General features: G+C 61.8%; 17 protein-coding genes. 2 read left to right on the top strand and 15 right to left on the bottom strand.

From position 1 onward, the window contains the following. Positions 1-2: 2 nt before the first annotated feature. The 4 genes from ASG19_RS22755 to ASG19_RS22740 all read right to left on the bottom strand — a co-directional run bounded on the left by ASG19_RS22755 (position 3) and on the right by ASG19_RS22740 (position 4,123). Positions 3-1,691, bottom strand: coding sequence for an ABC transporter permease subunit (locus ASG19_RS22755; RefSeq protein ID WP_062463289.1), 1,689 nt, complete (start codon positions 1,689-1,691; stop codon positions 3-5). A 42-nt stretch (positions 1,692-1,733) separates the two neighbouring features. Further along, positions 1,734-2,954 (bottom strand): ABC transporter substrate-binding protein, encoded by a 1,221-nt coding sequence (locus ASG19_RS22750; protein ID WP_062463286.1) that lies wholly within the window; start codon positions 2,952-2,954, stop codon positions 1,734-1,736. 96 nt (positions 2,955-3,050) lie between these two features. Continuing rightward, positions 3,051-3,296: a zf-HC2 domain-containing protein gene (locus ASG19_RS22745; RefSeq protein ID WP_062463284.1), complete on the bottom strand. Its 246-nt coding sequence runs from the start codon at positions 3,294-3,296 to the stop codon at positions 3,051-3,053. Positions 3,297-3,331: 35 nt separating this feature from the next. Next, the gene (locus ASG19_RS22740) at positions 3,332-4,123 is read right to left on the bottom strand and encodes a TVP38/TMEM64 family protein (RefSeq protein WP_062463281.1); all 792 of its coding nucleotides are present in this window, start codon (positions 4,121-4,123) and stop codon (positions 3,332-3,334) included. A 154-nt stretch (positions 4,124-4,277) separates the two neighbouring features. Here ASG19_RS22740 and ASG19_RS22735 point away from each other — a divergent pair, with 154 nt between their 5' ends. Next, entirely contained in the window at positions 4,278-4,886 is a 609-nt protein-coding gene (locus ASG19_RS22735; RefSeq protein ID WP_062463278.1) for a sigma-70 family RNA polymerase sigma factor, read from the top strand. Between the two features lie 17 nt (positions 4,887-4,903). Here ASG19_RS22735 and ASG19_RS22730 read toward each other — a convergent pair whose 3' ends face one another. From ASG19_RS22730 to ASG19_RS22715, 4 genes are all read right to left on the bottom strand, one after another. Beyond that, positions 4,904-5,521, bottom strand: coding sequence for a CDP-alcohol phosphatidyltransferase family protein (locus ASG19_RS22730; protein ID WP_062463275.1), 618 nt, complete (start codon positions 5,519-5,521; stop codon positions 4,904-4,906). Then, a complete protein-coding gene (locus tag ASG19_RS22725; protein ID WP_062463272.1) occupies positions 5,518-7,020 on the bottom strand; it encodes an FAD-dependent oxidoreductase in 1,503 nt (500 codons plus the stop codon). Before ASG19_RS22725 ends, ASG19_RS22730 begins: the two co-directional genes overlap by 4 nt. 164 nt (positions 7,021-7,184) lie before the next feature. Next, positions 7,185-8,444, bottom strand: a complete 1,260-nt coding sequence (locus ASG19_RS22720) for a DUF2254 domain-containing protein (protein ID WP_062463269.1) — start codon at positions 8,442-8,444, stop codon at positions 7,185-7,187. A 254-nt stretch (positions 8,445-8,698) separates the two neighbouring features. Continuing rightward, entirely contained in the window at positions 8,699-10,687 is a 1,989-nt protein-coding gene (locus tag ASG19_RS22715) for a BCCT family transporter (protein ID WP_062463266.1), read from the bottom strand. A gap of 111 nt (positions 10,688-10,798) precedes the next feature. Here ASG19_RS22715 and ASG19_RS24140 point away from each other — a divergent pair, with 111 nt between their 5' ends. Beyond that, a complete protein-coding gene (locus ASG19_RS24140; protein ID WP_062463263.1) occupies positions 10,799-10,987 on the top strand; it encodes a hypothetical protein in 189 nt (62 codons plus the stop codon). A gap of 231 nt (positions 10,988-11,218) precedes the next feature. Here the strand turns inward: ASG19_RS24140 and cysG are convergent, their stop codons facing one another. The 7 genes from cysG to ntrB are packed head-to-tail and all read right to left on the bottom strand — an operon-like array spanning position 11,219 to position 20,310. Then, the gene (gene cysG, locus ASG19_RS22705) at positions 11,219-12,679 is read right to left on the bottom strand and encodes a siroheme synthase CysG (RefSeq protein ID WP_062463260.1); all 1,461 of its coding nucleotides are present in this window, start codon (positions 12,677-12,679) and stop codon (positions 11,219-11,221) included. After that, positions 12,651-15,308 carry a nitrate reductase gene (locus ASG19_RS22700; protein WP_062463342.1) on the bottom strand — a complete coding sequence of 886 codons (2,658 nt, stop codon included), beginning with the start codon at positions 15,306-15,308 and terminating at the stop codon, positions 12,651-12,653. The genes cysG and ASG19_RS22700 overlap by 29 nt, the downstream gene beginning before the upstream one ends. A 16-nt stretch (positions 15,309-15,324) precedes the next feature. Next, positions 15,325-15,768: a cyanase gene (gene cynS, locus ASG19_RS22695; RefSeq protein ID WP_062463338.1), complete on the bottom strand. Its 444-nt coding sequence runs from the start codon at positions 15,766-15,768 to the stop codon at positions 15,325-15,327. 35 nt (positions 15,769-15,803) lie between these two features. After that, positions 15,804-16,139 carry a nitrite reductase small subunit NirD gene (gene nirD, locus ASG19_RS22690; RefSeq protein WP_062463257.1) on the bottom strand — a complete coding sequence of 112 codons (336 nt, stop codon included), beginning with the start codon at positions 16,137-16,139 and terminating at the stop codon, positions 15,804-15,806. Positions 16,140-16,143: 4 nt separating this feature from the next. Next, a complete protein-coding gene (gene nirB / locus ASG19_RS22685; protein ID WP_062463255.1) occupies positions 16,144-18,591 on the bottom strand; it encodes a nitrite reductase large subunit NirB in 2,448 nt (815 codons plus the stop codon). 5 nt (positions 18,592-18,596) lie between these two features. Beyond that, positions 18,597-19,394 carry an ABC transporter ATP-binding protein gene (locus ASG19_RS22680; RefSeq protein ID WP_062463252.1) on the bottom strand — a complete coding sequence of 266 codons (798 nt, stop codon included), beginning with the start codon at positions 19,392-19,394 and terminating at the stop codon, positions 18,597-18,599. A 10-nt stretch (positions 19,395-19,404) separates the two neighbouring features. After that, positions 19,405-20,310, bottom strand: a complete 906-nt coding sequence (ntrB, locus tag ASG19_RS22675; RefSeq protein ID WP_062463249.1) for a nitrate ABC transporter permease — start codon at positions 20,308-20,310, stop codon at positions 19,405-19,407. Positions 20,311-20,314 lie beyond the last annotated feature (4 nt).

Below are 20,314 nucleotides of genomic sequence, written 5' to 3'. Positions count from 1 at the left end.
CATCAGACCCTCATCTCCCGGCGGTTGCGGTGGAGCGCTGAGGGGATCAGCGCGAGGAGCGCGAAGGCGAGAAAAGGCACGATGGTCTGCAGCAGGGCATAGACTCCGATGACTCGGCGGTTGTTGCCGGAGGCTAGAGCGACGGCCTCCGTGGTGATGGTCGAGAGCCGCCCCTCCGCAATCAGGAGGGTTGGCAGATACTGCCCAACCGAGACGGCAAAGCCAAGGGCAAGCGCTGTCAGGATCGGACGGATCAGCATGGGCAGGCGGATCGACACGAGCACCGACAGCCGTGACCGGCCGAGGGCCGTGGCGATGATCTCGTACCGACGATCGAGCGCGCGCCAGGGATCGGCGAGCGAGAGGAAGACATAAGGCAGCACAAAGACCAGGTGCACGAGCACGAGGGCTGTCAGCCTGTATTCGCCGCCACCACTGCCGATGAAAAGCAGCTGCAGGCCGAAAACGAAGGTGATCTGCGGCACGATCAGCGGCAGGTAGAGCATCAACAGCGCCTTCTGGCTCGCGCTGCGTCCCGTCTGAATCTCCCGCTCCAGGCAGCCGATGGTCAAGAGGATGGCCAGCAGCGTCGAGGCGAAACCCGTCACCAATGTCGTCACCAGCGGATCGCCAATGCGCGGCAAGGCACTCATCCAGCTCCTCAACGTAAAACTCTGCGGCAGGAGATCGGGAAACTGCCAGAGACCGGCGAGAGACCAGATGGCCAGAATGGCGAGGCCTGCAAAAACGGCACCGCCGATCAGGCCGACGACCAGGATCGAAACGCGGCGCAGGAACTGGTCGCGAACGAACCGCCATCCCCTTTCCCGCGACGCGCGCAGGAGGACCGCGGCCAGCCTCTCGAGAACAAACCAGAAGAGCAATCCTGCCAAGGTGACGCCCAGTTGCAGGACGGCACCGGCCGAGGCGAGGAAACGCACGGACAGATCCGGATCGTTCATCCACTGGACGAGCCGGGTCGCGAGCGTGCCGGGCAGGTTGGGACCAAGGATCAGCGCCACATCCACGACCGAGGACGAGTAGGCGATGACGGCATAGACGGCAAAACGGATCTGCCGGTAAAGCGACGGCCAGAGCAGGTAGACGAAGCCCGCAATACGCCCATAACCGAAGGAGGCTGCAAGCCTTCGCGCAGCGGAAAGCTCCACCTGCGGCAGGGCCGCCAACGTGACCAGAAACAGGAACGGTGTTTCCTTGATCACGAGGCCCGCGATCATCGTCAGCCCCATCGGGTCATGCGGGATAAGAATGTCCGGCGGCCGATCAATGCCAAAGAGAGGCGCGACGAGGCGAATAAGGAAACCCGATGGCGCGATCAGGAAGGCGAGCCCGAAAGCGGCCGCCGCATGGGGCACGGCCAGGAGAGGCGACAGCAGATGCTGCAGGCGTGACAGCGTCGGTGTGCCGGCGTAACTCGCAACGAAGATCAGCGTGATGCCGAGAGAAATCAGGGTGGCGGCGAGGCCGGTTGCTACACTCAAGACTGCCGCTGTTGGCAGACCCGGTGTCGCCGCAAGATCTCGAAAGGGTTGCAGGCTGAGGTCATGTCCGCCGAGTGCGGGCAGATAGCCGAAGGCCGGCAGCAACGTGCCGAGGAGCCCGAAGGTGATCGGCAAGACCAGAAGGCCAAGCGTGAGGGCAACCGCACTCCTCGGAAGAAGTGCGGTCATTCCGTCCAAAAAAGAGCGATCGGTCGCCGGGGCTGTCACGGCTCAGTTGCCGCTGGCGTACCGCCGGCGCCATTCCACCTCGATGCGCTCCATCCAGCTCGCATGCGGCTCGGCAATCACGGGGCCGAGCTTGTCCGGCGCAAGGGTGGCTGCGCCGAGGTCGAGCGCTTTGAAGGCGGCACGATCCGGCTCCGGCAGTTTTGACATAGCGAGAACGGTAGGGTCGCCCCAATAGGTCGGGTCCTGCTTGCGAAGCTGTGCTTCAGGCGAGATGAGGAAGTTCGCCGTCACCAGCGCCCCCTCCTTCGCATTGGCATTGTAGGGAATGGCGACGAAATGGGTGTTGCCGAGCGTGCCTTTGGAGAAGGTGAAGGAGCGCACGGTCTCGGGCAGTTCGCCGGCCTTGATCCCGGCAGAGGCTTCAGACGGATTGAAGGCGAAGATGATTTCCAGTTCGCCGTCGGCCAGCTTCTGTTTCATATCCGAATAGTTCTGCGGGAAGGTCTTGCCCGAACGCCAGGCTGCCGGATGCAACTGGTCGAGATAGGCAAAGAGCGGCTCGACGTCAGCGTTAAAAGTCTCTTCGCTGACCGGCTTCGCCAGTTTGGAGGGGGCGCCGATCACCTCGCTCAAAACCTGCTTCAGGAAGGACGAGCCTGTAAAATCCGGTGGCGCGGGATAGGAAAACCGGCCTGGGTTCTTCTTCGCCCAATCGAGAAGCGCAGTCGCGTTGTCCGGCATGGCGAAGGCTTCGGTGCGCGCGCTGTCATGGAAGAAAACCATCTTCGCGCCACCCCAGGGGCTTTCAAGGCCCTCTGTCGGCTCGGTGAAATCTGTGAGGATGGTCGGCTGGTTTTCGACATCGACATAGGCCCAGTTGGGCAGCGAGCTTGCCCAGCCGGGGGTGAGGAGCAGCCCTTGCTGCTTCATCGAGACGAAGTTTTCGCCGTTGATCCAGATGAGATCGACCGAGCCGCCGTCATTCTTGCCGGCGGCTTTCTCGGCGATCACCTTGGCGACCGCGCTTGCGGTATCCTCGAGCTTCACCTGCACCACGCTCACCCCGTAGCGTGACTGCATCTCGGCGCCCACCCATTCGAGATAGGCGTTGATGTTTTCCGAGCCGCCCCAGGCGTTGAAATAGACCGTCTGGCCGGTTGCTGCCTTCTCGACGGCTGCCCAGTCGGAAAGCTCGGGGCCGGCGGCTTTCGCCGGAAAGCTACTTGTGGCTGCCATCAAAGCGGCGGCGAAAATCCCTGTCATCAATCGCATTCTGTGCCCTACTCCCTGAAAGTCGACCGCCTGACGCTGACGCGCTGCGGCTCCTGTTTGAATTACGTCTTCGAGATGCGCCGGGTTTCATGCTTTCTTGCCGGGACCCATTTTTCGTCGCGCGAGCGCGGCCGCAATCTCCTCGCTTGGTGCCAGATCATGCAGGGCGCCCGCCATTGCAGTCAGATCATGGGTGATGCGCATCTGTTCGACGAAGGCCCGGCATCCCCGGCAAATCGCCAGATGAAGCCTGATGTTGAGCCGCGGCCAGAAGCCCAGCTCGCCATCGATCAGAAGGCTGGCGCGCTCGACCACTTCATTGCATCGAAACATGGCTCAGCCCTCCCCGGATGTGGTAAAGTGAACGCTCATTGCGAACTCCTGCGCTTGCGGATCTGTCGCACGAGCGTCGGGATCAGCGCCACCAGCGCCAGCGCGAAGAAGGCGAGCGTGATATCGCGCGTCACGAGATCCGAAATCTGCGCTTGCCTTCCGCTCGCCTGCGCGGCGACCAGCACACTGTCAACTCCCTGGCCGAGATAGGCATAGGCGAAAGTGCCGGGCAGGATGCCGAAGAACGTGGCGGCTATGAAACGCCCGAGGCTGATGTCGAACAGGGCAGCCGCGATATTGACGACGAAGAAGGGAAAGACCGGAGCGAGACGGATGACGAAGAGATAGCCGAAGGCATTCTCCCGGAAACCGTCCGCCATCTTCTTGATGACGCCATCAACCCGGTGGCGCAGAAAATTGCCGAAGGCCGAGCGCGTGGCGAGGAACAGGATCGCCGCACCGACCGTGGCACCAACGGCCACCAGCGCACCCCCGATCATCCAGCCGAAGAGGAAACCACCGAAGATGGTCAGCACGGACGCTGCCGGAAACGAGAAGGCGACGGCCGCGGTATAGACGAGCAGGAAGATCACGGCCGACCAGAGGACATTGGTGTCGACGTAACTCCTCAAAGCCTGCCGTTGTTCGGCAAGAAATCCGAGGCTGAGATAGTCCTGCAGGCCGAAGGCATAGCCGAGTGCGAGGCCGGCGATGACGAAGACCAAGGGCATATAACGCCACATGCTACCTTTGCCGACAGCGCCCTTCGAGGTGGCGGGCTCGTCATCCGGCGGCGCGCCGTGTTGTGGGGAACGGCTGTCAATCATGGCGGTTTCCGTGAAGCTGCGGCACGCCTTGTGGGATCGGATGTACCGACGCGACAGATCCCGCGTGGTCACTATGGCTTGATAGGATCGAATGCGGCTGGACTTTGAAGGCGATTGTTTTGCTAATGACGCCTGAGCTGAGGCTGGGGGCAGCATGGCGCAGGTTGATTGTGATGATCGGGCTCTGGCGCTGCGTCTCGTCGAGGGGGATGCGGCAGCGTTCGAGTTGCTTTATCGTCGGCACAATGCTGCGATGATCCGCCTTTGCAACGGCATCGTACGCTCGCGTGTCATCGCGGAAGACGTCGCGCAGGACACCTGGGTAACAGTGCTCGACCGCATCGATCTCTTCGAAGGGCGCGGATCGCTTGCAAGCTGGATCTACACTATCCTGATCAACAAGGCGCGCAGCCGCGCCAGACGCGAAGGCCGCACGGTGTCCTTCGACGATTTTGGTGTCGACGGCACCCTCAACGACGCGTTCGACGGGCGCGGCCACTGGCGCACCATGCCCGCACTTTGGGAAAATCTGACGCCGGAACGCCATGTCGAGGGTCGAAGCGTTCTGCAGCATGTGGAAGCCGTCATCGAAACGCTGCCGCAGGCGCAGCGCGCGGTGCTGATCCTGCGCGGCCAGCAGGAGCTCGATCCGGCGGAGGTCTGCACCCTTCTCGACATTTCCGAGGGCAATATGCGGGTACTTCTGCACCGAGCGCGGCTGACGGTGCGCAACGCGCTTGACCGGCTGAATGCGGATCTCTGAGAGGGACACGGCGTGGCTCATCGATCATCTCCGGAAAAGGCGACCCAGCCCTGGCGCCAGCGGATGACGGTCGTCACCCCGCAAAGCGCGGCAAATCCATAGGCAATCAGCGGGAAATGCCAAGGCAAGAGGCACATGGCGATGAAGACCGCGATCGTCTCGAAGCCTTCGGCGAGACCGCCGGCGTAGTAGATGCCCTTGGTGGGAAATTCCGGGGCCTCGCGGCCGAGTTTCGCCGCAACTGCCGAGAAAGCGAGGAAGGACGAGCCTGTGCCGACGAAGGACACGATCAGCACCGCTGCGGGCAGCGCATTGATCTCGGGCACCGCAACCGCGAAACCGAGCGGGATCAGCGCGTAGAAGACCATGTCGAGCGCGATGTCGAGATACGCGCCACGATCCGTCGGACCATGCAGGCGGGCAACCGCACCATCGAGCCCGTCCAGCGCCCGGTTCACAAGGATCAGCAGAAGCGCCACCCAAAAGTAGCCGAGGCAAAGCGCGGCAAAGGCGCCGAGCCCGCCCATGAAACCAACGAGGCTGATCTGATCTGCACGAACCCCGCGATGGGCTAGAAACGCAGCGATGGGCTGCAGAGCTGCCTTCTGCAGCGGCAGGATCTTGGCGTCGATCATCCGCGCCTCCAGGTCTGGAAGCGTTCAAGCAGCGAGAGCAGAAACCCGTTGATGTGATTGCGGCGCCACTGACCGGCCACCAGCTTGTTGGCCTCTGCGAGCGTCGGGTAAATGTGGATCGTGCCGAGGATCTTGCCGAGCCCATGGCCATGTTTCATGGCGAAGACGAATTCCGCCAGCAGGTCGCCGGCATGCTCGCCGACAATCGTTGCACCCAGGATCTTGTCCTTGCCCGGCACCGTCAGCACCTTGACGAAGCCACGGGCGGCCCCATCGGCGATCGCGCGATCGAGATCGTCCAAGCCAAAACGCGTGACCTCATGCGGTATCTTCGTCTCCTTTGCCTCGGTCTCGGACAAGCCCACCCGCGCCACTTCTGGATCGGTGAAGGTCGCCCACGGAATGACTGAGTAATCAGCCTTGAAGCGCTTGAGATCACCGAACAGCGCATTGACAGCGGCAAACCAGGCCTGATGTCCGGCGACATGGGTAAACTGGTAGGGCCCTGCCACATCGCCAGCGGCGAGAATGTTCGGATGAAGGGTCTGGAGGTATTCGTTGGTCTCCACCACACGATCGACCTTGATGCCGAGATACTCGAGCCCGAACCCCTTCAGCCGCGGGGCGCGTCCGACCGCGACGATGATCTCGTCGAAGCCGATGCGGAACCTAGCCCCGTCCTGTTCGACCTCGATCCATTTTTCACCGGCATCCGACCCACAGGCGACCGCCTTGTGGCTGGTCAGCACATTGACGCCGTCCGCCTTCATCGAGGCTTCGACGACCCTGGCCGCATCATCATCCTCACGCATCATCAGCCGTGGTGCCATCTGGATCTGCGTGACCTCGGAGCCAAGTCGAGCAAAACTCTGAGCCAGCTCGCAGCCGATCGGCCCTCCGCCCAAAACGACGAGCCTCTGCGGCACAGAAGGGCGATCGCGGAGCCGCTCCCACATGGTATCGGATGTGAGATAGCCAATTTCGGCGAGGCCCGGTATCGGGGGCACAAAGGCCTGGGCGCCGGTCGCAATGATGATCGCGCGCGTCGTCAGACGCTGCATGCCGCCTCCGTTCAGGGCAATCTCCACCGTCCAGGGATCGATCAGCTTTGCGTAGCCTTGCAGGACGTCGACGCCCAGCCCCGTATAGCGTTCGACGCTGTCATGCGGCTCGATTTCGGCGATCACCTTGTGGATCCGCTCCATCACCGCAGAAAAAGGCACCTTCGGCTCGACCGGCTCCAGGCCATAATGGTCCGCATGGCGCATCTGGTGCGCCACCTTTGCGCTCTTGATCAGGGCCTTCGAGGGGACGCAGCCATAGTTCAGGCAATCGCCGCCCATCTTGTTCGCCTCGACCAGCGTCACCTTCGCCTTGGCGGCGGCAGCGATATAGGCCGACACCAGCCCGGCGGATCCGGCGCCAATGATCACCAGGTTGCGATCGAAACGCTTCGGCCGCGTCCAGGTGGATCGGGAAAAGCCCTCGTTCTGGTCCATAGATTTCGTCTTTCCACCCGCAATAGACGTTGCTTCAGGAAGACGCGCAGGAATCCACATTGTTACAAGGCTTCATCAAGATTTCCTGTGATGAATGGATTTTCCCTTCAGAACAGCGCTATTACGCGATGCTGGCTTCGCTCGTCACGCTTGAACAACCGCAGCTACAACCCCCCAACCGCCTCTGCCGCGGCTTTTACGCGCTCGAAATCCGCCGGCAAAGTCAGTCCATGTTTGGCCCGCTCAAGGGCCTCCCTCGAGTGGCGTATGGCATTTTCGCGATAGCGATCATGTTCAAACGTCGCGAGAATTCGCAGCACTTTCTGCAATCTCAGCCCGACTTCGACAACGCCGGCGCCGTCCCGCGCGATCGGTGTGAAGAGATCATCAAACAGTTCGTCAAGGCTGATCGCCGGCACGTAGACATTTGGATACGGCACTTCATGCTCATCCTCCCCTGTCGTTTCGTTCCAGACAGCCAGAACGCGCACTGTCCGCGTGAGAACATCGATCGCGGTACCGGGATCGTTGGTCGCCGCCGAAAGGGCGCGAGACGCAATCTCCGACAGAACTGCAGCGCCAAATCGCGGGTCCTGATCATAGGACCTGGTATCGCCCACCGTGAAACAGCGGGAGATTGCCGTTGTCTCCTCGGCGTCATCGGCGCCGTCGATCCACGCAACCGGCGTCGACGGATCAACAAACTGACCCGGAATCATGTGAATGTATATCTGCGCTTTCGCGTCGGTTGCGATGCCGGAAAGGGCGCCGGTATCAAGGTGCTGCACATACCCTATCCGATCGACAAAGACCGGTCTCGCCGTGGCCGGAATGGTCTCGAAAGCGCTTAACCGGCTTCCGCCGAGATACGGTTGCTTACGCCGGGACCGCATCGCCTCTATGGTGACATTTTCCACTCTCTCGGTCGTTTCTGTGACACGCCCGAGCCTGGAAAGGTGGTCGATCCAACGCAAGAGCGTGACGACAATCAGCACAATCACGGCAACTGTCACAACAAAGAGAACGACGCGGCCGCGGTCGCCGTAGGCGCCGGTGCTCAACGCGATGATCCCGACAAGACTGAAGAGAAAGGAGCCGATGAAGGTCGCGAGCACGTTCTGCGTCGTGCTGTCCTCCATGACCAGCGTGGTCGCGCGGGGCGTGACGTTGCTGGTTGCAGCCGAATAGGCCGACACCATCGTGCTGAGAGAGAATGTCGTGACTGTCAGCATACTTGAGGCAATGATGCCCAGTATATTATCGACAGCGTCAGCGCCAATCTTCGTCGGAAGATCATCCGGAATGAACGGACTGGCGACGATGGCGACAAGTGCGGTGATAATGGCAAGGATGGAAAACAGACTTGCCCGAAACCAGATTTTCCGGACCAGTTTCGACAAAAGCCAAACCCAGCGTGACGTCATCGGTATTCTCACTCTTCTGGCTCGTCGCGGGCCGTCTCTTGTCGACGTCTCAGGTGTACGCCTTTGCCTGCCAAGTTGGGATTAATGACGTCGCCCGTCAGTCTGCCGCGACACTTGGTGTCCGCTTTGGAGTTCAACCCACGTAGCGGGACCTCGGATCAAGCGTCTGCGAACAGACCGCCTTCCGCTACGATGAGCGTCGGACCTGTTATGGTAACAGGCGCGCCTTGCAACGAGGCCGCCCCCCATAACAGCTATATTCCGGATGGATGTTCTGGAGCACTGTGGACCAGCTGAAACTCCGGCGAATGCACCAGGTGAAGATAGCGTTCGAACTGCGCCAGGACGTCGCTGATGAGTTGATCGCGCGACATCCCCATCACGTCATACCCGCGATTGCCGCTCGAGAAATAGGTCCGCGCCTCGAAGCGAAACTCAGGCTCTCCGGCCCGCACAGGCGTAAAACTCGCGACGCGCTGCTTTGTGGGTGTGACACCGTAGACAAAGTCACGAACATCTTGTGCGGGTGAGCGCAGGACGATCGCTCCGTCCGTGTCATCGACCACCTGCGCATGCCGTCCCCTGGAGGTCAGTTCCTGCGCGACCTGATCAAGGGCTGGACGCACATGCGTGTCGATGAAGCGACGGACATCGGCTTCGGTCGCGGTGGCCAGCATCAGGGCCAGTCTCCGCTGCCAGGTCTGCCCGGATGCCGGCTGGGCAGCCGGAAGTGTGGCGCCGTTGTGCGCATCGCGCTGTGCAAGGTCCTCTCGCATGCCCAGATACAGCGAAAGGACGAGACCGAGCATGATCACGGCAAACGGCAGCGCGCTGGCGACAGTAGCAGATTGCAGCGCCGTCAGGCCACCGGCGAGCAGCAGGCACCCCGCCACGAAACCTTCCATAACGCACCAGAAAACCCGCTGTCCTGTTGTCGTGTTCGTCTCGCCGCCGGCTGCAATGGAGTCCACGACCAGCGCACCCGAATCTGCCGAGGTGATGAAGAAGATCGACACCAGCAGAACCGCGAGCGTCGAGGTAATTGCCGGCAGCGGCAGATACTCGAAGAACCGGAACAGCCCGACTGAGACGTCGTTGGCGATAGCCGCGCCGAGAGCGCCGTTGGCGATGCCGGTATCGATGAACATCGCCGTATTGCCAAACACCGTCATCCAGAAGAAGGTGAACCCGGCGGGAATGAAGAGGACGGCGACGACGAATTCACGCACCGTTCTGCCGCGGGAAATGCGGGCGATGAACATGCCGACGAAGGGCGACCAGGAAATCCACCAGGCCCAGTAGAACAAGGTCCAGGCATCAACCCAGGGCGTCGGCTCATAGGCGTAGATGTTGAATGTGCGCAGGACCAGCGTGTCGAAATAGAGACCGAGGTTCTGCACGAAATCCCGAAACAACAGGCTGGTCGGACCAACCACGAGAACGAATATCATCAACAGGATGGCAACGATAAGGTTGGTTTCCGACAGGATGCGGACGCCCTTGTCGAGGCCGGTCACGACCGACACGGTCGCCATCGCGGTCACAACTGCGATCAACGGCAACTGCACAGCGATGCCGATCGGAACGCCGAGAAGGTGGTTGAGACCCGCATTGATCTGCGAGACGCCGACACCGAGCGACGTGGCGATCCCAAACATCGTGCCGACAATCGCAAAGATATCCACCGCGTGACCGATCGGACCATCGATACGGTTTTTGAGAAGCGGATAGAGGCCGGAACGGATCGTCAGCGGCAGGTTGTAGCGATAGCCGAAATAGGCAAGCGACAGGCCGACAACGGCGTAGATTGCCCAGGCGTGGATCCCCCAATGGAAGAAGGTCACGGTCATTGCTTCGCGCATGGCTGCGACCGAACGCGGCTCGGCCGTCGGCGGCGCCATGAAATGCGTCATCGGTTCACCGACGGCGTAGAACATCAGGCCGATCCCCATGCCGGCGGCAAACAGCATGGCGATCCACGACAGGAAGCGGAAATCGGGAACGGAATCATCCGGACCAAGCTTGAGCTGTCCGAAGCGGCCAAAACAGAGCAGCAGGACGGATGCGAGAAATATGCCGACGGAAAGCAGATAGAACCAGCCGAACGCGCCGAGGATCGATGCCTGTACGGCGCCAAAAAAAGCGCCCGCTTGCCCGGGTATGGCGATGCCGACCACCAGAAACAGACCGATGACGATGACTGAGCCGTAGAAAACCGGGGGGTTGATGACAAAACTTTTCATACCGCGGATTTGTCCTCCTGCGCTCCGACTTGCGGATCATTGGGACGGACGATCCCGCCCCAATCCGGCCGCTTTTCATGGAAACTAGGCGGCGCTCCTGAAAAGTCCACAATGACGACGCAAGCCGATGCCTATCGCAAATGTCCATTCTTCGACCATGACGGCGAGAGTTTGCAATTATGCTCCAGCTTGGCCGTCGTTACTTGCGAACAGCGTATGTCGGCCTTCGGTGAGGCGATGAAACGCGCGGCACGGATGAATATGCTCGGAGACGAACTCGCGGCGGGTCGCGTCTGTTGACCGACGTGCGCCGACGGCACTCGAGAGCTCTGTAACAATGGCTCCTATCGCAAACTTCGGCGGCGACATGCTTCGCGATTCAGACCTTCAAACATGTCGGACACGGTCGATCCTCGGGACGAGGCTGATGTCTTAAAGGCGATGCTAATCGCATTGCAAGTGTGTGAGGTTTGCAAGGACGAGCCGATTAAGCGGCTAGGAAAGCGGTTGCCGTTTTCACGCAGACAGGCTTCAGCTGCGAATTCGAGATGGCAATCCTGCGTAATCCGATACTCCGGCAACCGCGCCGAACACATCTCCGACCCCGATCAGCACAGGCTCCTCGACGCCGATCGTGCGCATGGCATCGCCAAGGCTTGCGAGCGGACCAGCCCAGCGATGTTCGTGCGTACGGCTGACGGAGGAAACCACGACGACGGGCGTGTCAGCTGTCATCCCATTGTCCATCAATCTCTGCTCGATCTGGCCTGCCATGCGTCCGCCCATGTAGAATACCGAGGTCTGGTTGGGTTTGGCGAGCGAGGCCCAGTCGACGGTCTGGGGCAGTTCATGATCCCGCGAATGGGCCGTGACGAAGCGGACCTGCTGGGCGTGGTCGCGGTTGGTGAGCGATGTCTTCAGCGACGCAGCCATGGCCGACGCTGCGGTGATGCCCGGTACCACGTCCACGGCGATGCCCTCGCTTTGCAGACGGGCGATTTCTTCGCCTGCCCGCCCGAAGATCATCGGATCCCCGGATTTAAGCCGGACAACGCGTTTGCCGTCCTTTGCGAACCGCACCATCATGTCGTTGATGTCATCCTGGCGACAGCTCTCCCGTCCGCCTCTCTTGCCGACGAGGAACCGCTTTGCCTCACGCCTCGCCAGTTCCAGCACCTCCGGCGAGACAAGATCATCGAACAGGATGACATCGGCGGCCTGCAGCGCCCGCATGGCCTTGAGCGTGAGCAGTTCGGCATCTCCCGGCCCCGCACCGACCAGGGTCACCGATCCCAAACTCGGAACCGAAGCGATCTGCTCGGCGGTGGCGAGCAACCGGTCCGCGGTATCTTGCGCTGGTGGCTCGTTGGTCGAGAGGCTTCGGGCAACGAAACGCTCCCAGAAAAGGCGTCTTGCCGGACCTGGCGAAAGCCGGCGGTTGACCGCCTCCCGCACCGACTGCGCAAGGCCTGCCCATTGCTTCAGCGCCGGCGGCAGCAGTGTTTCGATCCGCTGGCGGATCGCCTGGGCGAGAATCGGTGCCGCTCCATCCGTCGAGATCGACACGATCACTGGCGACCGGTTGACGATCGAGCCGAACTGGAACTGGCAATAGGCAGGCTTGTCGATCACATTGACGGGAATGCCGGCCGCGCGCGCCGCGCAGTAGAAGGCCTGCGCCTCGGCTTCGGTCTCGCAGTCGGCGAGCGCCAGCGATGCCCCGGCGAAAATACCGCAATGCCAGGGATGGTCATGATGCGTCAGCCCGGTCCGCTCGACCAGCGCCTTCATCGTGTCGCCAAGCTCGGCGGTTTCGCAGTACAGCTCTACCTCAGCGCCGCAGGCCTGCAGAAGCTCTGCCTTCCAGGCGGCGCCATCCGATCCACCCGCCATGACCGCCCGCTTGCCCGAAAGGTTCCAGAAGACCGGCAGCTTGGCGAGTGCTGCGATGCGTTCGTTTCCGTCACTCTGCTGCAAGGGTTTGCGTCGCATCCAGGATCCTCCTGATTTCGGGGCGGCAGGAGCCGCAATTGGTTCCGGCATTCAAGACTAGGCCGACGGCTTCCACAGAACGGCAACCGCGATGGGCGGCGGCACTAATCTCATTGATACCGACCGAAAAACAAGAGCAGACGATCGCGCCCTTGTCCGGTCGCCCCGCTGCCGGACGGCCGGCTATGAGCATGGAACGGGTGCGGCTGTCCAGATGCCGCTCCTTCAGCTGCTCGACCGCCCATTGCCGCGATACGCTGACCGGTTCCGGTGCCACGAACAAGGCTGCCAGCAGATGCTCTCCGTCAAAGGCGAGCAGGCGGTGATCCCCGGCCTGCCGGTCGAGGTAACCGGAGAAGTCCTGGCGCTCGTCGAGCTGCAAACTGCGCCGCAACCAGTCCTCCCAGCCATCGGCGGGCGGGTCGCCTGCAAATTCCAGTCGGTAACCACCTTCGGTTCTCGCGATCGCCCAATAGGCAAACGGGAGGTCGAGCGGACGCTTCGCCGTCACCAGGAAGCCATGCGCTTGCGCCTCTTGGCGGGCAACGGAAACGCGCGCCATCTTCAAGGCAGGCTGGCCGGACACCGGATCGACGCGGGAGGGGACAAGCGTATCGACGCGGGCACTCGGCGCCATCTCGCCGGTCCAGTGCATGGGAACGAAGACTGAACCCCGCATCTGCCGTTCGGTCAACAGGGCGCGCACGATGATCGACCTGCCGTTTTCGCCTTCGACATGCACGAGGTCGGCATCGCCGATACTGACGTTCGCCGCGTCCGCCGGATGGATCTCGCAGAAGGGCTCCGCGATATGGGCGGAGAGCCGGGCACTCTTTCCCGTCCGCGTCATCGTATGCCAGTGATCGCGGATCCGGCCCGTATTGAGGGTGAAGGGAAAGCGGCCGTCCGTCTTTTCCAGCGCAGGCGTCGCGACCGGCACAAAGCGGGCCCTTCGATCGGCGGTGAAGAAACCACCATCGCCGAAGAAACGAGCAAGAGTTGATCCGTCACCGCGCGACGGCCACTGGAACGGATGGAGGTCGTCATAGGCGCTGTGGCTGATCGCGGCATGGGCGCCAATATCAAAATCGCGCTCGCCCTCGTTCTCGAAGGCGGACAGGGCTGCATGCTCGGCGAAGATCTCGCCCGGAGCGCCGTAATCGAAAGCCGGGCCGAACCCCATACGCTTAGCCACCTCAGCCATCTGCCACCAGTCGGCGCGGGCCTCGCCCGGCTCAGATAGGAACGGTCTCTGCCGGGAGATCCGACGCTCAGAATTCGTCACCGTGCCGGATTTTTCGCCCCAGCCGGTGGCCGGAAGCAGGACATGGGCGAGACGGGCCGTATCGGTATCCTGCTGGATGTCCGAGACCACCACGAAGGGGCATGCCTTGAGGGCCGCCTTGACCGCATCGGCCTCGGGCATGGAGACAACCGGATTGGTCGACATGATCCAGATCGCCTTGATCCGACCGTCCGCCACCGCCTCGAACATGTCGACGGCCTTCAGGCCGGGTCTGTCGGCGATGGTGGGTGAACTCCAGAAGCGCTGCACCCGATCCCGGTGGATCGGGTTTTCGATCGCCATATGGGCTGCGAGCATGTTGGCGAGACCGCCGACTTCGCGCCCGCCCATGGCGTTCGGCTGGCCTGTCAGCGACAGCGGTCCCATTCCAGGCCGACCGATCCGGCCGGTTACGAGATGGCAGTTGACGATGGCGTTCACCTTGTCCGTGCCGACGGCAGACTGGTTGACGCCCTGGCTGTAGCAAGTGACGACCTTCTCGGTTTGTCCGAAGAGACGGTAGAACTGACGGATGAGCATGCCGGACACGCCGGTCGCCTCGGATAGGTCTGGCATGCTTGTCTGCGATGCCGCCATCAACGCTTCGGGGAACCCGGATGTGTGCCTCGACACGTAGTTTTCGTCCACCGCTCCGGTCTCGGACAGATAGGTGAGAAGGCCGTTGAACAGGGCTATATCGCCATCGGCGGCCACGGTCAGATGCAGATCGGCGATGTCGCTGGTCGCGGTTTTGCGCGGGTCGATCACCACCACCTTCATGGAAGGCCGGGCAGCCTTGGCCGCCGCCAGACGCTGGTAAAGGACAGGATGGCACCAGGCCATGTTCGAGCCGACCAGGACCACCAGATCCGCCAGCTCCAGGTCCTCATAGCAGGCCGGGACGGTATCGGCGCCGAAGGCGCGGCGATGACCGGCAACGGACGAAGCCATGCACAGGCGTGAGTTGGTGTCTATGTTGGCGGAGCCGATAAACCCCTTCATCAGCTTGTTGGCGACATAATAGTCTTCGGTCAGCATCTGCCCGGAAACATAGAAGGCGACGGCATCCGGCCCGTGCTCGGAAATTGTCCGCTGGAAGTTTGCGGCAACGAGATGGAGCGCTTCGTCCCAGCCGGCTCTTTCGCCATGCACTTGAGGGTAAAGTGCGCGACCGTCCATATCCAGCGTTTCGGCCAGCGCCGAGCCTTTCGAACAAAGCCTTCCGTAATTGGCGGGATGGTCAGGATCGCCCGCCACGCTGATCTTGCCCTCGTCGTCGACTGCGGCGATCACGCCGCAGCCGACACCGCAATAGGGGCAGGTCGTCTTGGTTACACCGGACATGGTGGCTTCCCGCATCTCACCAACTATTGTAACCGAGATATTTTCCGCTCATGCGAATCTCAATGCGGTCGCCCTTCGGATTGGCAACCTTCTCCACCACCATGTCAAAATCGATGGCGCTCATGATGCCGTTACCGCATTTCTCCTGGATGAGCTCTTTCAGGGTCTCGCCGTAAACTCCAACGATCTCGTAGAGCCGGTAGATGCAGGGATCGGTAGGGATATCGCGACCCCAGACCTTGGTCGGGAACTCCGCCAGGACGACAGCACATTCCTGGGGCAGACCGAGATCGCGCACCAGAAGATCGGCCTTCACGCGTGGCAGCGCATTCATTCCAAGGCAGGCCGAGGTAACAAATACCTCGCTCATGCCGATCCCTTCGGCAATCGAGGCCCAGCTCAGGCCGGCCTGCCGCTTCTTCTCGTAGATCATCTCGGTCACGTCTGATTTTGACAGCATCATCGCCTCCTTGGGAATATGCAGGATGGGGGTGTTTACTCGGCCGCTTCCAGCCGCCTCTCCAGGAGGATGGACAATTCGCCGTCCGTGTTGCGCAGCGGCAGTGTCGCGACGGAGCCTTCGTCGGCGCCGAGTGCGCGGCCGCTCTCAAGCGAGATCACCCAGTTGTGCAAGGGGCAGGTCACGGCCTTGCCATGGACGATGCCCTGGGAGAGCGGACCGCCCTTGTGCGGGCAACGGTCCTCGATTGCAAAGACCTCGTTTTCGGCCGTGCGAAACACGGCAACCTTGCCCTGCGGCGTCTTTACGCAACGCGCCCCGCGCAGCGGAATGTCGTCGATTCGACCGATCGTCATCCAGTTGCTGTTCATCGCCTCACTCCGCTGCCTGGTTGTAGCTGATGGTCGCCATGGGCTTGAACTCGTGCTTGTCCTTGCCCGAGACACGCTCCGACCAGGGGTCGACCTGGGCGAATGTCTGGGAGAAGACGAAGCGGTCGTAATAGGCACGGCGTTTTTCGGGATCGCCCATGATCTGGCGGCGGATCTCGTCATGGCCGATGCGTTTGGCCCATTTGTAGATGCGCTCAAGGTAACGGCCCTGCTCCCGATACATCTGGGTGAGCGCCACGATATGCTCCAGCGCCTCATCCTCGGTTTTCACCAAACCCAAAACATCCGTGCCCTTGATATCGAGACCGGCGGCACCGGCGAAATGGATCTCGAAACCGCTGTCGACGCAGATCACGCCGATATCCTTGCAGGTGGCCTCGGCGCAGTTGCGCGGACAGCCGGAGACGGCAAGCTTCAGTTTGGCCGGCGTCCACGAGCCCCACATGAACTTCTCGACGCGAATGCCGAACCCCGTCGAATCCTGCGTGCCGAAGCGGCACCAGTCGGAACCGACGCAGGTTTTTACCGTGCGCAAGCCTTTGGCATAGGCCTGACCCGAGATGAATCCGGCCTTGCCGAGGTCGGCCCAGACGGCCGGCAGATCTTCCTTCTCGATGCCGAGCAAATCGATGCGCTGGCCGCCGGTCACCTTCACCATCGGTATTTCGAACTTGTCGACGACATCGGCGATGGCGCGAAGTTCCGCCGCATTGGTGACGCCGCCCCACATGCGCGGCACGACCGAATAGGTGCCATCCTTCTGGATGTTGGCATGCACACGCTCGTTGATATAGCGCGACTGGTAGTCGTCGGCATATTCGTCCGGCCAGTCGCAGACGAGGTAGTAGTTGAGCGCAGGGCGGCATTTGGCGCAGCCGCAGGAGGTCCTCCACTCCAGTTCCTGCATCACGGCCGGAATGGTCTTCAGGGTCTTCGCCTTGATCAGGCGGCGGACGTCGTCGTGGCCAAGTTCGGTACAGGTGCACATCGGCGTGACGGCGGCCGGATTGTAGGCATCGCCCAGCGTCAGCGCCATCACCTGCTCGACGAGCCCGGTGCAGGAGCCGCAGGAAGCGGATGCCTTTGTATGGGCGCGGACGTCATCCAGCGAGGTCAGACCCTTGCCGGTGATGGTCGTGGTGATCTTGCCCTTGCAGACGCCGTTGCAGCCGCAGATTTCCGCATCATCCGGCAAGGCTGCAACGGCCGCCATAGGGTCCAGCGGAGACCCTCCCTGGTAGGACTGGCCGAATATCAGGGTGTCGCGCATTTGCGAGATATCCGTCCCGCGTTTCATCAGGTCGAAGAACCAAGAGCCATCCGCCGTCTCGCCGTAGAGTACCGCGCCGATGATGCGATTGTCCTTGAGCACCAGCCGCTTGTAGATGCCAGCGGACGCATCGCGCAGCACGATTTCCTCGCGGTCCGGCGCTTCGGCAAAATCGCCTGCCGAAAACAGGTTGATGCCGGTGACCTTGAGCTTCGTGTTGACGACGGAGCCATGATATTCGCTGGTCCCGCCGATGAGGCGATCAGCGAGAACCCTTGCGGCCTCATAAAGGGGCGCAACGAGCCCATAGCAGATGCCGCGATGTTCGGCGCATTCGCCGAGCGAAAAGACGTTCGGGTCAGAGGTCATCATCCCGTCGTCGACGACGATGCCGCGGTTGACGGCGATGCCGGCATCCTTGGCAAGGCTCGAGGCCGGGCGGATGCCGACGGCCATGATCACCATAGCGCCGGTGATGACGCGGCCGTCATCCAGCTCGATACCCTCGACCTTGTCGGTGCCGAGGATCCGCTTGGTATTGGCCTTGGTGATGATGTCGATGCCGCGTTCGGTCAGCGCCTTTTCGAGCAGATAGGCGGCCGGCGGATCGAGCTGACGGTCCATGATGGTCGGGTTGAGGTGAATGACGGTCACCTCCATGCCCTGCCGCTTCAGCCCGTAAGCAGCCTCCAAGCCCAGCAGCCCGGCGCCGATGACGATGGCGCGGCCCTTGGCGCCCGCAATCTCGACCATCTTCTCGACATCGGCGAGATCGCGGTAGGCGAGAACGCCGGGCAATTGGTGACCCGGAACCGGGATGATGAACGGGAGAGAACCGGTGGCGATGACAAGCTTGTCATAGGCTGCGGTGATGCCGTTGGCCGAGGTGACCGTCTTCGCCTGGCGGTCGATCTCAGTGACCCTTGCACCCTTGTGCAGTGTCACGCCATGGCTGGCGTACCAATGGTCATTGTGGATGACGATATCGTCGTAGCACTTCTCGCCCGAAAGCACCGGCGAGAGCATGATGCGGTCATAGTTGACGCGCGGTTCGGCGTTAAAGATGGTCACGTCGAAACGACCGGGGGCCTTTTCGAAGAGCTCTTCCAGCATGCGACCGGGCGCCATGCCGTTGCCGATGATAACGATCTTTTCCGTCATGTCGGTTACTCCGCAGCTTCGACGAAGCGGTGACGTTCGTAGAGGAACTTCAGCACAGCTTCGCGGGACTTGAGGTAGGTTCGGTCGGCCGCGAGCGCGATGCGGTCGCGCACCCGCGGGATGGGCACGTCAAGCACTTCACCGATGCGGGCGGCCGGGCCGTTGGTCATCATGACGATGCGGTCGGAGAGCAGCACGGCCTCGTCGACGTCATGGGTGATCATGATCATCGTGTTGCCAAGGCGGGAATGGATCTCCATCACCGCATCCTGCAGATGGGCGCGGGTAAGCGCATCGAGCGCGCCGAAAGGTTCGTCGAGCAGGAGGATCTTCGGTTCCATGGCGAGCGCCCGGGCAATGCCGACGCGCTGCTTCATACCGCCGGAAATTTCGGAAGGGCGCTTCTCCTTGGCATGCCCCATCTGGACGAGGTCCAGGTTGCGCATCACCCAGTCATGCTTTTCGGCCCGCGTCTTCCTGCCGGAGAAAACCTTGGAGACCGCAAGATTGACGTTTTCATAGACGGTCAGCCAGGGCAGCAGCGAATGGTTCTGGAAAACGACGGCGCGTTCCGGGCCCGGCGCATTGACCTCTACGTTTTCGAGCAGGACGGCACCGGCGGAAACCCGCGTCAAGCCGGCGATCAGGTTCAGCAGGGTCGACTTGCCACAACCGGAATGGCCGATGATGGAGACGAACTCGCCCTTGTCGATGGTGAGCGAGATGTCCTTCAGCACCTCTGTTGTTGTGCCGGCGCGTTCGAAGTTCTTGTCGACGTGATCGATTTTCAGGTAGGCGCTCATGGCCGTCTCCTCAATTCCTGGCGGTGCCGCGGGTGACGATCGAGCCGAGCAGACCCACCAGCTTGTCGAGGACGAAGCCGGTCACGCCGATATAGGCGAGCGCCACGATGATGTCGGTGAGGCGTGAGGAATTCCACGCATCCCAGATGAAGAAGCCGATGCCGACGCCGCCGGTCAGCATTTCCGCCGCCACGATGGCAAGCCACGACAGGCCGATGCCGATGCGAAGGCCGGTGAAGATGTAAGGGGCTGCCGCCGGCACCATGATGCGGATGAAGAATTCGAGCTGATTGAGGCGCAGGACCCGGGCGATGTTGCGATAGTCATCCGGAATGTTGCGCACGCCGACCGCGGTGTTGATGATGACAGGCCAGATCGAGGTGATGAAGATGACGAAGATCGCGGACGGATTGGAATTCTGGAAGGCGGCGAGCGAGAGCGGCAGCCAGGCGAGTGGTGGAACAGTGCGCAGGATCTGGAAGATCGGGTCGAGGCCGCGCATGGCCCAGACCGATTGGCCGACAAGGGCGCCGAGGAAGACGCCGACCACTGCTGCAAGCCCGAAGCCGATCGCGACACGCTGAAGCGAGATCAGCACGCGCCAAGCAAGACCTATGTCCTGCGGCCCGAAATCGAAGAACGGATGGGCGATCAGGTCATAGCTGTCGATCCAGACCTGCGATGGCGGTGGCAAAGTAGCGCCAGCACCGGAGCAGGCGATCTGCCAGATGGCGAGGAGCGCGATCAGCACCACCAGCGGCGGCAGTACGTTGCGACAGACGGCAGTGGCGGCGCGCCGGATGTTGAGCTTGCGGGCTGAGGGCTGCACCATCATGACAACGGTCGCGCTTTTCTCCGACGCCGCCGGCGTTTCTGGCGTTGTCGCCTGGTCTGACTTGCGGGCTGTTGCAGTCATGGTG

Source organism: Rhizobium sp. Leaf306 (assembly GCF_001423425.1).
Taxonomy (GTDB): domain Bacteria; phylum Pseudomonadota; class Alphaproteobacteria; order Rhizobiales; family Rhizobiaceae; genus Neorhizobium; species Neorhizobium soli.
This window is presented reverse-complemented; position numbering and strand designations above follow the sequence as displayed.